Source organism: Marinobacter sp. SS5-14b, assembly GCF_030541005.1.
Classification (GTDB): domain Bacteria; phylum Pseudomonadota; class Gammaproteobacteria; order Pseudomonadales; family Oleiphilaceae; genus Marinobacter.
Window position 1 is genome coordinate 297,838 of sequence record NZ_JASSVM010000003.1, and the last position, 13,236, is coordinate 311,073.

Annotated in this window: 9 protein-coding genes; 8 read left to right on the plus strand and 1 reads right to left on the minus strand. The window is 55.5% G+C overall.

The features are described from left to right. The first annotated feature begins 233 nt into the window (after positions 1–233). From hisD to QPL95_RS09040, 3 genes are all read left to right on the plus strand, one after another. Entirely contained in the window at positions 234–1,538 is a 1,305-nt protein-coding gene (gene hisD, locus QPL95_RS09030; protein ID WP_303290654.1) for a histidinol dehydrogenase, read from the plus strand. Positions 1,539–1,571: 33 nt separating this feature from the next. Next, positions 1,572–2,633: a histidinol-phosphate transaminase gene (gene hisC, locus QPL95_RS09035; RefSeq protein WP_303290655.1), complete on the plus strand. Its 1,062-nt coding sequence runs from the start codon at positions 1,572–1,574 to the stop codon at positions 2,631–2,633. 295 nt (positions 2,634–2,928) lie between these two features. Further along, positions 2,929–3,672 (plus strand): Nif3-like dinuclear metal center hexameric protein, encoded by a 744-nt coding sequence (locus QPL95_RS09040; protein ID WP_303290656.1) that lies wholly within the window; start codon positions 2,929–2,931, stop codon positions 3,670–3,672. A 32-nt stretch (positions 3,673–3,704) separates the two neighbouring features. On the opposite strand, the gene QPL95_RS09045 is transcribed toward QPL95_RS09040, so the two are convergent. Then, a complete protein-coding gene (locus tag QPL95_RS09045; RefSeq protein ID WP_303290657.1) occupies positions 3,705–4,142 on the minus strand; it encodes a YhcB family protein in 438 nt (145 codons plus the stop codon). Positions 4,143–4,374: 232 nt separating this feature from the next. On the opposite strand from QPL95_RS09045, the gene zapE reads away from it, so the two are divergent. From zapE to QPL95_RS09070, 5 genes are all read left to right on the plus strand, one after another. Further along, positions 4,375–5,472 (plus strand): cell division protein ZapE, encoded by a 1,098-nt coding sequence (gene zapE, locus QPL95_RS09050; RefSeq protein ID WP_303290824.1) that lies wholly within the window; start codon positions 4,375–4,377, stop codon positions 5,470–5,472. A gap of 31 nt (positions 5,473–5,503) precedes the next feature. Further along, the gene (locus QPL95_RS09055) at positions 5,504–6,688 is read left to right on the plus strand and encodes a thiolase family protein (protein ID WP_303290658.1); all 1,185 of its coding nucleotides are present in this window, start codon (positions 5,504–5,506) and stop codon (positions 6,686–6,688) included. Positions 6,689–6,961: 273 nt separating this feature from the next. Then, a complete protein-coding gene (locus QPL95_RS09060) occupies positions 6,962–8,854 on the plus strand; it encodes a DUF1302 domain-containing protein (protein ID WP_303290659.1) in 1,893 nt (630 codons plus the stop codon). Between the two features lie 33 nt (positions 8,855–8,887). Beyond that, positions 8,888–10,249 (plus strand): DUF1329 domain-containing protein, encoded by a 1,362-nt coding sequence (locus QPL95_RS09065; protein WP_303290660.1) that lies wholly within the window; start codon positions 8,888–8,890, stop codon positions 10,247–10,249. Positions 10,250–10,548: 299 nt separating this feature from the next. Continuing rightward, positions 10,549–13,236 (plus strand): LuxR C-terminal-related transcriptional regulator, encoded by a 2,688-nt coding sequence (locus QPL95_RS09070; RefSeq protein ID WP_303290661.1) that lies wholly within the window; start codon positions 10,549–10,551, stop codon positions 13,234–13,236.

Consider the following 13,236-nt stretch of genomic DNA (forward strand, 5'->3'; position numbering starts at 1 on the left):
GTTGGGGAGTGTGTCACCCATCGGGTTGGCCCTTCCAAAAAACGCTCCTTCGGCACGTCCTTGTGACGCTTGGGTTCCGCCATCCATGGCTCCGCACATTTTTGGAAGGGCCAACCCGATGGCTTCCGCGTACTTAGGAGTTTGGAAGCCCTAGAGTTCTGCTTTGCATTTCCCGGTTTGCTGGCGGGTAATCCGGCAGAAATTAGTATTCAATCCAACGCAGGATTAAAGAGATGAACGACAGAATCACCAGACTAAACACCACCCAGGGCGACTTTGATAGTGCGCTGGCCAAGCTGTTGGCGTGGGATGACAGTGTGGATCATCAGGTGAACGAGTCGGTGCGTCATATCCTGCATGAGGTGAAGACCCGCGGTGATGCGGCGGTTCTGGAATTTACTGAGAAGTTTGATCGCCTGACGGTTGGTTCCATGGCTGAGTTGGAGATCGGGCAGGATCGGTTGCAGGCGGCGTTGGTGAAGATTCCTCAAGATCAGCGCGAGGGGCTTGAGAAAGCCGCTGAACGTATTCGTGATTACCATGAGCGGCAGAATCAGAAGTCCTGGCAGTATCAGGATGAAGACGGAACGATTTTGGGGCAGAAGGTGACGCCGCTGGATCGCGCCGGTCTGTATGTGCCGGGTGGTAAGGCGGCGTATCCGTCTTCGGTATTGATGAATGCGATTCCTGCCAAGGTGGCAGGGGTGGGTGAGTTGATTATGGTGGTGCCGACGCCGGATGGTGTGGTGAACGATATGGTTCTGGCCGCCGCAGCGATTGCGGGTGTTGATCGTGTGTTCGCGCTGGGTGGTGCTCAGGCTGTTGCTGCACTGGCTTATGGGACGGAAACTGTGCCGGCGGTCGACAAGATTGTCGGCCCGGGGAATATTTTCGTTGCCACGGCCAAGCGGGAAGTGTTCGGCGTGGTCGGTATCGATATGATCGCCGGGCCGTCTGAGATCCTGGTGATCTGCGATGGCAAAACCGACCCGGACTGGATTGCCATGGACCTGTTCTCCCAGGCTGAGCACGACGAGCAGGCCCAGAGTATTCTGGTGAGCCCGGATGCGGATTTCCTGGATGCGGTGGAAGCCAGTATCAACAAGTTATTGCCGACCATGGAGCGCGAAGACATCATTCGTACGTCTATGCTGAGCCGCGGTGCGCTGATCAAAGTGGCTGACCTGAAAGAAGCTGCCGAGGTTTCCAACCGCATTGCACCAGAGCACCTGGAGCTGTCGGTGGAAGACCCGAAAGCCATGCTGGACGACATCTGCCACGCCGGCGCGATCTTCATGGGGCGTTACACAGCAGAAGCTCTTGGCGACTACTGCGCCGGCCCGAACCATGTGTTGCCCACCAGCGGTACCGCCCGGTTCAGCTCGCCGCTGGGTGTTTACGATTTTCAAAAACGATCGTCCCTGATCGGTTTTACTCCGGAAGGCGCTGACCGCATGGGCCGTGTGGCTTCTGTGTTGGCGCGCGGTGAGGGTCTTACTGCCCATGCTCGTTCTGCTGAGTACCGTATAAAAGACTGACTGATTCCTGCACCATTCTGGAGTTCAAGAGATATGAGTAGATACTGGAGCCCACTGGTCAGCGAGTTGCAGCCATACGTGCCGGGCGAACAACCGAAAATGGCCAACCTGGTGAAGCTGAACACCAACGAAAACCCTTTCGGCCCCTCCCCGAAGGTGATCGAGGCCATTCAGAAAGAGCTCAATGATAATCTTCGCCTGTATCCGGACCCTGAAGGGCTGGCTCTGAAGGAGGCGATAGCGTCTTACCACGTCGACTTTGGCATCGAAGCCAACCAGGTCTTCGTTGGTAACGGCTCCGATGAAGTTCTGGCGCACATTTTTCAGGGCCTTTTGAAGCATGACAAACCGATCCTGTTTCCGGATATTTCCTACAGCTTCTACCCGGTGTACTGCGGTCTCTACCAGATCGAAAGCAAGGTCATCCCGCTGACCGACAGCTTCGAGATCAATCCGGAAGACTACAAACGCCCCAACGGTGGCATCATCTTCCCGAACCCGAACGCGCCGACTGGTCGTTACCTGGGCCTGCAACACGTGGAAGAAATCCTGCAAGCCAACCCGGACAGCGTGGTGGTGGTAGACGAAGCCTATGTGGACTTCGGCGGCGACACGGCGATTCGCCTGGTAAGCCAGTATCCGAACCTCCTGGTTTGTCAGACACTATCCAAGGCCCGTTCACTGGCTGGCCTGCGTGTTGGCTTTGCCGTGGGTAACGAAGAGCTGATCGAGGCTCTGAACCGTGTAAAAGACAGCTTTAACTCCTACCCGCTGGACCGTCTGGCCTTGGCCGGAGCGGTTGCTGCCTTTGAAGACAAACAGTGGTTTGAAGACTCCTGCAACGGCGTTATCCGCGAGCGGAAGAGGGTAACCGAGGAACTTGAAAGGCTCGGCTTTGAGGTGTTGCCGTCCAAGGCAAACTTCGTGTTTGCTCGTCATCCGGATCATGAAGGTTCGGATGTCGCAGCCAAGCTGAGAGAGCAGGGCGTTATCGTGCGGCATTTCAACAAACCGCGGATCAGCGATTTTCTGCGAATCACTATTGGCACCAGCGACCAGAATAACGCCTTGATCAAAGGCCTTGATTCGCTTTAAGTTCAGACGGAGATCAGACGAGGATTCGGCGCGCACTAAAGTCTGAAGCGAGGGGCAGGCAGGGCTTTACAAAAATGTGCGGAGCCATGGATGGCGGAGCCCAAGCGCCACAGGGGTTCGGCCGAGCGCTTATGAAGCAAAGCTTCATGCGACAGCCGAACGACTGCAATCTGTGATTGCAGGCCGGACCCCAAAGGGGGGCCGCAGGAGCGTTTTTTGGAAAGCCCTGCCTGCCCCTTGCATCGCACAGAGTCTTGAGCGCCGATCCGATCCCCCAAAAACAGGAGGCGTAACCATGGTAAGCCGCAATACGGTTCTGAAAAAGATAAACGAATGGCTTCAGCCAGAAAACTTTCAGGACTACGCCCCGAATGGCCTGCAAGTGGAAGGGCGCGAGACCGTAAGCGTCATTGTATCCGGCGTGACGGCATCACAGGCCCTGATCGACGCCGCCGTCGAACGCAACGCCGACATGATCCTCGTGCATCACGGCTACTTCTGGAAAGGCGAAGATCAGACCATTCGCGGCATGAAAAAGAACCGCATCAAGCAGCTTCTGGACAACGACATAAACCTCGTCGCCTACCATCTGCCACTGGACGATCATCCCGAATATGGCAACAACCGACAACTGGCCGACATCCTGGGTATCCAAAACCCCAGGCCGATGGGTGGTTTGGTCTGGCAAGGAGAATTGCCAGAATCCATGACCTCAGAAAAGCTTGGTCTACACCTGGCAAGAACCCTGCACAGACAACCTCTGCACGTAGGCAGCGGTCCCGAGCACATCAGAACCGTGGCTTGGTGTACCGGCGCTGCTCAGGGGTTCATAAATGTGGCGATTGAAGCCGGGCTCGACGCTTATATCAGCGGAGAAATCTCCGAGCCAACGACCCACACCGCGAGAGAGAGTGGCATCCACTATTTTGCTGCTGGGCACCATGCCACCGAGCGCTATGGTGTGCAGGCATTAGGGGAAGCGTTGGCTCAAACTTTCGGGGTGAAGCACCAGTTTATCGACTGCGATAATCCGGTTTAAGAAAGCAGGAGCCAAACCAAAAGAGATCAAGTTCAGGCCGTACGCTTGGTGCCGTCAGCGTTCAAGCCGTAATCCTCAGCCAGGGTGCCTTTAGCCTCGGGGTCTGCCTTGGGCGCATAATCCCTTGGCGGCTCAGAGGGCTCGGCTTCGGAGTGTCCCAGGCGTCCAGACGCGTCCTGTCCCAGTTCATCAGGCCACTCCTCATCATTGCAGAGGCGATTCGCTCCCCGTGCCATGTGCTGATTTACATCGCGGTACGCATCGTTGAACCGGCGCAGTAAATGCGCCGACTCCATAAAATGCTCATTCACCTGAGCCTGATAGCGGGTGAACTCTCCGCGCAACTCATCAACCTGCTGCTCAGCCCGGCGTTGCCGCAAAGAAGCCCCTTGGCCCGACCTGCCAACCAGAACCCCAATAATAACGCCAACCACCAGCGCGGCAACCGCCGCCAGAATCAGGTTCGTCATATAACAATCGTCCTTTTAGTACATGCGAGTGAGCCAAACCTCATTCAAAGAGTATAACTCCCCGAGCCACCTGCGCCCATGCCGAAACACTGCGCCAATCGTCGTATTGCCCCATAGCCCGTGTAGCGTGGCGAAAAATCGTGAAATAAGCGACAATACCGCGCCCAAAATCCATCCAGCTGGCAGGAAAATCCTGATGACAGAAGCCATGTCTACCGAAACCGTTGCGACCCTGACGCCTTGGCAGCGCTACCAAAAGGATCTCGAGCGCCCGGATTTTCACAAAGACCCGGCTCAGGAAGATGCCGTCCGGCGCTTACAAGCACTGTACGACAAACTGGCAGAAGCTGAAAGCGAACGAAACAAAGGGCTCGCAAAACTGCGCCGCAAGCTCAAAAAGGGCAGAGAAGAGCCCGTTAAAGGTTTGTACTTTTGGGGTGGCGTTGGCCGGGGCAAAACCTATCTGATGGACACCTTCTACGAGTCACTGCCGTTTGACCGAAAAATGCGTGTGCATTTTCACCGCTTCATGCAACGCGTTCACAATGAACTCAAGAAACTCAAAGGCGAAAAAAACCCGCTCGAAATGGTAGCGAAAACTTTTGCCGACGAAACCCGAGTCATCTGTTTTGACGAGTTTTTCGTGTCGGATATTGGTGATGCCATGATTCTGGCTACCCTGATGGAAGGTCTGTTCAGCCGCGGCGTTACCTTGGTATGTACGTCGAACATCGTTCCCGACGGCCTCTATAAAGATGGCTTGCAGCGAGCTCGCTTCATGCCGGCTATCGAGTTGGTCAAAAAGTACACCGATGTCGTCAACGTAGACGGCGGAGTGGATTACCGTCTGCGCACCCTGGAACAGGCTGAGCTGTACCACTGCCCGCTGGACAGCGAAGCGGATAACAGCCTGCGCAGCAGTTTCGATGCCCTTGCGGTTGAAGCCGGCAAGCACAGTAAAACGATGGAAATTAACGGTCGCAAAATTCCGGCCCAGGCTCATGCGGACGATGTCGTCTGGTTTGATTTCAAAGACGTGTGTGATGGTCCCCGCAGTCAGAACGATTACATAGAAATGGCTCGCCAGTTCCACGCGATCATCATCAGCAATGTGCCGGTTATGGGCAAAGACAAAGATGATCAGGCCCGCCGCTTTATTAATATGATTGACGAGTTCTACGACCGCAACGTCAAAGTGATCATGTCCGCTGCCGCTCCTATTACCGGGCTTTACTCTGGCGGCCGACTGAATTTCGAATTTGAGCGTACCGAATCTCGCCTGCTGGAAATGCAGTCCCGTGAGTATCTTGAAGCGCCCCATAAGCCATAAATCAAAAGAACCAAAACTGAGAGGTCACAACATGAGCCAGGACAACGTCGTTATTGTGAGTGGTGTGCGCACCCCTATGGGCGGATTTATGGGCAGTCTTGCCCCGGTCTCTGCGCCGGAGCTGGGTGCCATCACGATCGCGGAAGCGGTCAAGCGCGCCGGCTTGCAGCCAGAGGACATTCAGGAAGTGATCATGGGCAACGTGCTGCCCGCCGGTCTCAAGCAGGGTCCTGCGCGTCAGGCTATGCGCAAAGCCGGCTTGCCGGACGGTACTGGTGCCACCACCATCAACAAACTGTGCGGCTCCGGCATGAAGGCCACCATGTTCGCCCATGACCTGATCAAGGCAGGTACCAACGACGTCATGGTCGCCGGTGGCATGGAGAGCATGTCTAACGCCCCTTATGTTCTGATCGGCGCTCGCCAGGGTTACCGCATGGGGCCTGGCCAGGCACCCCAGGACCACATGTTCCTCGACGGCCTGGAAGACGCCGAAACCGGTCGCCTGATGGGTGCCTTCGCCCAGGAAATGGCAGACAAGAAAGGTTACACCCGGGAAGAAATGGACGACTACGCCATCACCTCCCTGACCCGCGCCAAAAAAGCCATCGACGAGGGCCTGCTGAAGGATGAAATCATCCCGGTCACCGTCAAAACCCGCAAGGGCGACGTGATCGTTGAAGATGACGAACAGCCTCACAATGCCAACATTGAAAAAATCCCGACCCTGCGTCCGGCTTTCGCAAAAGACGGCACCGTGACGGCAGCGAACGCTTCATCCATCTCCGACGGTGCCTCTGCTCTGGTACTGATGCGTGAATCCGAAGCCGAAAAGCGTGGCCTTAAGCCGATGGCTCGCATTGTTGCTCACAGTACTCACTCCCAGCACCCGAGCGAATTTACCTGCGCACCGGTTGGCGCTATTGAAAGCTTGTTCAGGAAAACCGGTTGGAGCAAAGACGATGTTGACCTCTTCGAAATCAACGAGGCCTTTGCCATGGTTGCCATGATGCCCATCAGAGAGCTGGGCCTGGACCCAGACAAGGTGAACATACACGGCGGTGCCTGCGCCCAGGGCCACCCGGTTGGCTCCACCGGTTCCCGCTTACTGGTCACCCTGATGCACTCTCTGCAGCGCTACGGAAAGAAAAGAGGCATTGCAGCTTTGTGCATTGGTGGTGGCGAGGCGACCGCTATGGCGATTGAAGTGTTTTGATTTGCCGGGCCCAAGCCCCTGTCTTGGGCCCACGATTATCCCCTGAACAGTAACATTCCCAAAGTGGTTGCATCCCGGAATCTTGTCTATAGTGTGGAGGTGCGAGAACAGCGGCTGACAGAGAGTGATAGCAAAATCATACTTTTGACTGATCAAAGCCGCCAAAGGCGTTAGCTATAGTGCAAGCATAACGGCACTGTATTCCAAGCCGCAGAACACCAAACAACAGAACAACCGAGCAGCGACTCAGAACAACAACGGAGTAGCCTTCCAATGACAAGAAAAACTCAACCCTGGCAGCGCTGGACCAAGTTACCACTTGCCGTCGCCATCGCCGCTGGCGTAGCCAGCCCGGTCTTTGCTGTTTCGTTTCCCTTGGGGGATGCCGGGCAGGCACAATTTAATACCACGCTTTCAGCAGGTGTTGGCTGGCGGGTAGAGGATCCTGACCAGCGGCTCATTGCCCAAGGTAACCTTGGTCCCTCATACGCGTACACGACACGTGGCTCCTCGACCAACAACTACGATGACGGCAACCTGAATTTCGAAAAAGGCGATACCTACTCAAAAGTTGTTAAAGGCAACAGTGAGTTGTTCATCGACTACTCCGTGGACAGTAGCGTTTTGACCCGCGTTGGCGGCCTGCTCCGTGGGCGGTACTGGTATGACTTCGAACTGAAAGACGAGAACCGCGCGATTGACCCGGTCGGTCAACGCCGTGAGCTCAGCCGGGACGGCAAAGACAATGCCTCCGGTGGTGAATTTCTCGATGCTTACGTTTTCTCGGATTGGTACTTTGGTAATGTGCCAGTGAGCCTTCGTTACGGTAAGCAGGTCGTTTCCTGGGGTGAAAGCACGTTCATTCAGGGGGGGATCAATACCATTAACCCGGTCGATATTCCTGCCTTCCGCGCTCCCGGTGCCGAGCTGAAGGACGCCCTGTTGCCGGTGGAAATGTTCTACATGTCGGCGGGTGTGACGGAGAACATCACCCTCGAAACGTTCGTACAGACCGATTGGGAAAAAGTTCGCATTGATGACTGCGGAACCTTCTTCTCTACGAATGATTTCGTAGCCGACGGCTGTGGCCCTGTGCTTCTGGCCGGTCAGTTGCCAGATTCCCAAGCCTACGCTCAAGGTTTTATTACACCCCGTGGAGGAGATCGGGAAGCGGACTCCAAAGACCAGTTTGGCGTAGCTATGCGCTGGTACGTGCCTGAGCTGAATGACTCTGAACTCGGCTTCTATTACATCCAGTACAACAGTCGTCTGCCGTATATCAGTGGTTTCGTCAGTAATCCTTCCGCTCCGACAACCGGGCAGACGAATGATCGCACCAAGGATTTTGTCAGATTCCCTGCTTATTACATTGAGTACCCAGAGAACATCAAACTTTACGGTGTCAGTATCAACACCACTACGCCTGGAGGTTGGTCCCTTGGTGCTGAGTATAGCTTCAGAGAGGATCTGCCGATTCAGGGGAATGCGTTTGAGCTGATCTATGGTGGCCTCCAGCAGGTTAACCCGGAAACCGGTGAGCCTGTAAGTTTGCTTCAAAAGCAGCGCCTCGAAGAGTCCGGTGGTGCCAATCTGGCTGGCACGGAAGTGGATGGCTACGATCGTTTTAATGTCTCTCAGGCACAGATGACACTGATCAAGTTCTTTGATCAGGTCATGGGCGCCAGTCGCATGTCGTTCATCTCTGAGATTGGCGCGACTTACGTTCATGATCTACCGGGGCTGGATGAAGCTCGTTACGGTCGCTCCGGCACGTTCGGCATTGGCACTTTGCCAGGCGGTGCCTGTGATGGAACTGGCACTACCGGTGCTGCTCTTAACATCAATCCCAGCAATTGCACCAACGACGGCTTCGTCACTGATTTTTCGTGGGGATACCGTGCTCGCGTAATCTGGGATTACCCGAATGCGCTGGCGGGAATCAACCTGTCTCCTGGCATTGCCTGGACTCATGATGTAAAAGGCTACGGCCCACAACCCGGCGGTGCCTTCAACGAAGGCAACAAATCCATCGGTCTGTCCCTGACTGGCGTATATCAGAACAAGATCACCGGCAACATCGGCTACACGAACTATTTCGGTGGCAAGCCGTATAACGAGCTGACCGATCGTGATTTTGTGAGCGCAAGCGTTTCATATTCATTCTGAACCGGACAGAATTTGTTCAACGAGGTAACTTAAATGAAACTGAACAAGAAACTCATGGCCACAGGCGTACTGGCTGCAAGTTTATTTGCTGGCCAGGCCTGGGGCGCGGTTTCTGCCGGCGAAGCAGCCAAGCTTGGCGATACCCTGACTCCGATGGGAGCAGAAAAGGCTGGTAATGGCGGAGCCATTCCCGCATGGACCGGTGGGCTTAAAACGCCTCCTGCCGGTTATAAGGGCGACGGCATCTACGTTAATCCGTTCCCGAATGAAACCCCGGAGTTCGTGATTGATCAGAGCAACGTTGATCAATACGCCGACAAGCTGTCGCCGGGCCAGGTCGCGATGATTCGCCAGTATCCGGATTACAAGCTCCCGGTATACCCGACTCACCGTACTGCGGTTTACCCTCAGGACATCATGGATGAAACCGTCAAGAACGCGACGGCTTCAGAGCTGATCCAGGGCGGTAACGGCATTGGCAACTACGCAAACGCAACCCCATTCCCGATTCCCCAGAATGGTCTGGAAGTGATCTGGAACCACATCACTCGCTACCGTGGTGGCTCGGTTCAGCGTAACGTTGGACAGGCTACCCCGACGGCTGGTGGTGACTTCTCAGTAGTCAAGTTTCAGGATGAATTGACCTGGAACAGCTATCTGACAGACTACACCCCGGGTCAGGACGACAACGTTCTGTTCTTCTTCAAGCAGGCCATCACCGGGCCGGCTCGACTGGCGGGTAACGTGCTGTTGGTTCACGAAACGCTGGATCAGGTCAAAGAACCACGTCGTGCATGGATTTACAACGCCGGCCAGCGTCGCGTTCGTCGTGCACCGCAGGTAGCCTATGACGGCCCGGGTACCGCAGCTGACGGTATGCGTACGTCAGACAACTTCGACATGTTCAACGGTGCTCCGGATCGTTACAACTGGGAGTTGATCGGCAAAAAAGAGATGTACGTTCCGTATAACTCCTACAAGCTGGTAGATCGCAGCCTGACGTATGATGAAATCATCAAGCCTGGCCACATCAATCAGGATCTGGCCCGTTATGAATTGCACCGTGTGTGGCACGTACGCGCTACCCTGAAGGAAGGTGAGCGCCACGTATACGCACAGCGGGACTTCTATATTGATGAGGATACCTGGCAGGCATCGGTCATTGATCATTACGATGGTCGTGGTGAGCTCTGGCGTGTTGCTGAAGCCCATAGCATGCAGTTCTACGATCAGGAAGTGCCCTGGTACGCGATCGAAGTGCTGTACGACCTTCTCTCTGGTCGCTACCTGGCCCTTGGCCTGACCAATGAAGAAAACAACCCGTACACCTTTGGTGTTGAGCGTCAGTCTCGTGACTTCACGCCAGCAGCATTGCGCCGCGCGGGCACACGCTAAGCTTCATTTGCTTCTGGCGTGAAAACGGCGAGCCATTTCGAATGGCTCGCCGTTTTTTTTGTCTGGCTGATAGTCCAGCCCCTCGCTATAGCAATGGTGCTTCCGTGTTGAAAACTCGCCGCTTACAATCTCTTTACACGTCAAATTTTTGCAGATCACCTAGCCTTTGGTTTAACCTTCACCCCAGAACATCATACTAAAGGCGTACCCGATGCAGGGCGCCAAGCCTAAAACAGAAGCGATTCATCTTATATACCGGGTAGCTTGAGCTTCTGATCCGGTTTTGAATGGGGCAGAGCGTGAAATCCTTGAACGAAGGCTGTGCAGCCAACGACGAGTTCCAGACTGCTAACACAGGTATTCAGCATGGCGAACTGGTGCGAGATCTTCTTGAGCACCGGCTTCAGATTCCGGCCATTCCCTCGGACAGGTTGATACGTCCGGAACTGGATCAGATGATTCGCGATGCCCTTATGCCCGGCCAGGTGTTTTTTCTTGAGGCCCCCGGTGGCTATGGCAAAACCCATTCGTTGGTGAGTGCGCTGGTTGGGTCCCCCGATAATTCCGGTATGCCGACCGTGCGCTGGGTATCACTGAATGCGGGTGATAACGCCCCCTCCCGGTTTCTTTCCCTGCTCGCCACTGCCCTCAGGCTGCCTGATCTGGCCCAGCGCAATAGCGGTACCTTTGACGACCATCTGGCGATGATGCTGGTTGCCAAAGCCCGGCAGGCTGGGGACCGCCCGGAGGTTCTGGTGCTGGACAACTTTCAGCACCTCACCAATCCGGCCGTTACTGGCCTTTTGCATCACTTGATGAGTCATATTCCTCAGAACCTGGCCATCGCCATTATTTCCCGTTTACCTCTTCCGTTTGAGAGCCACACCCTGCAACTCAATGGCAACTACCGGCGACTAGGCAGTGATCGCCTTGAGCTCACGCGCTCTGAAACCTTCGAGTTTTTTCATCAGGCTCGGGCTCATAGCCACATCACCAGCGTGGCCATTGACCATATTTACAATCTTACTGAAGGCTGGCTAACCCCCCTGGCATTGTATCGCCGGGAGTTGTCAACATCAGAGGAGCGGCGCCCCCTGCACGAAAGCCCTTATGTAGAACGGTTCTTGAAGGATTCGGTGCTCCAGCAGCTAACACCCGGCCAGATACGGTCACTAAAAGTGATGGCAGAGCCCGACAGTTGTTCTGATGAGCTTTTCTATGTGCTGAATGGTTCAGCAGGTGACGCGGATATGGCGCCGTCAGCGGCGGCAGAGCGGGGTATGCCCATCAAGCAGGCTCAGGGGCGAGGTCGTTGGTTCAGGCTTAACCCTTTGCTGCAGGCGTTCTTGCAGAGCCCACCATTGGGTGGTCATGCCACCCGCATGCTACTGGCCAGTCGGTGGTTCGGCCAGCGCCAGCAGTTCCCTGAGGCGCTGAAATACGCTCTTCTTGCGGGGGATAACGATGAGGTGATCCGTATTGCATCGGAGGGAACTGAGGCTCTCTTGCTGGGCCAGGACACCGCCTCGCTTCTGACACTGCGTAAAAGCCTGCCCGCAAACCTTCTTGAGCGTAGCGCAAGACTGCGCATTGTTTACGGGTGGGTTCATGCCATTGGTGGCCAGTTCCGCCAGGCCAGACAGTTACTGGAAGGTTTTGCTCCGGAAGGTTGGCGTGAACACGAAGCAAGAATTTTTGCCCTGAAGGCCTTCATTCTTCGAGGCGAAGGCTTTGTTCAGCCGGCCCTGGCCATGGCGGACAAGGCCTTGGCAACGGGTGGCCTGTCGACCCAGGCCCAACTGGTGACTCAAATCGTTCGCTCAAGCGCCTTGTGTGCCGCAGGCCGCTTTCAAGAGGCACGTGAAGCGAACCGAACCGCGGCAAAGCTGGCGCGAGAGGCGGGTGACTCCGGCTCAGAGGCGTTAGCAGTCTACGCTCACGCCAGAATTGAGTTGGGTAAGGGCGCTTTGGGTCATGCAGAACAGCTCTTGCGGACCGGTCTGGATACCGCCATGCAGGAGCTGAACAGGCCGGCTCGTATCGGCGAGACCCGGCTTCAGTTAAATCTGGTGTTGGTGTTGTGGCACCAGGGCCGGCTAAAGGAAGCAGACCGGCTGCTGGTAAGCTGTGCCCGCCACGCGGAACAGACCCGGGATCTGGGGCTTTTACTGGCCATGGCCTTGAGAGTGTTTATGTGCAGGGCCCAGAATCGCATAGATGATGCGTTTGTCTGGATTGGCAGGGCGGAGCGCACCATGCACGCCTGGCAAGTTGATGAATCCCTCTATGTACCGGTTCTGGAAGCACTGAAGGCCAGTTGCTGGCTCGCCTGCGGCCAGCTGGAAAGTGCTGCTCAGGCGATCGCCAAGCTCGAGCCCTACCGCCATGATGGCTGCGTACCTGAGCTATTCCCCACCATGCCCGGTTTACTCGACTGTCTTGAGGTTCGCGCTGATATTGCGTCGGGTGACCTGATTCGGGCCAGAGACGGCCTCGAAAATATTCACTGTCGCTATGGTGATGCACTGCCCTCGGGGCTCCAGATTCACACTGGCTTGTTGAATGCCATACTGTTGGGTGAAGAAAAGGGCTTTCAAGTCGCCAGGAAACAGCTGGAAATGGTGGTGAGTCAAGCCGCCGCGGAACACTTTATCAGTCCGTTTACCGAGCTGCTTAAAGAGCTTGCACCGTTAATGGAAAGAACGTTTTCGTTGTTGCCGGACGATGAGTTCACCCGGTCTTTGGGTGCCCTTTTCGGTTGCCAGCCTGCAGCACCGGATGTGGAGCGTTTGGCAGAGCCAATCAGTGATCGGGAACAGGGCGTACTCGAGTTAATTGCGAAGGGTCTTTCGAACCAGGAAATTGCTGACAAGCTGCATATATCCCTGCATACGGTGAAAACACACGCGCGCAGGATAAACGCCAAGCTGGATGTAAAATCCCGAACTCAGGCGATTGTCCGGGCACGGGAGCTGGGGCTGCTCTGA

Excerpts from the sequence above, each read along its gene's own strand:
- hisD (WP_303290654.1), top strand. The coding sequence starts at position 234 with ATGAACGACAGAATCACCAGACTAAACACCACCCAGGGCGACTTTGAT.
- hisC (WP_303290655.1), top strand. The coding sequence starts at position 1,572 with ATGAGTAGATACTGGAGCCCACTGGTCAGCGAGTTGCAGCCATACGTG.
- QPL95_RS09040 (WP_303290656.1), top strand. The coding sequence starts at position 2,929 with ATGGTAAGCCGCAATACGGTTCTGAAAAAGATAAACGAATGGCTTCAG.
- QPL95_RS09045 (WP_303290657.1), bottom strand. The coding sequence starts at position 4,142 with ATGACGAACCTGATTCTGGCGGCGGTTGCCGCGCTGGTGGTTGGCGTT.
- QPL95_RS09055 (WP_303290658.1), top strand. The coding sequence starts at position 5,504 with ATGAGCCAGGACAACGTCGTTATTGTGAGTGGTGTGCGCACCCCTATG.
- QPL95_RS09060 (WP_303290659.1), top strand. The coding sequence starts at position 6,962 with ATGACAAGAAAAACTCAACCCTGGCAGCGCTGGACCAAGTTACCACTT.
- QPL95_RS09065 (WP_303290660.1), top strand. The coding sequence starts at position 8,888 with ATGAAACTGAACAAGAAACTCATGGCCACAGGCGTACTGGCTGCAAGT.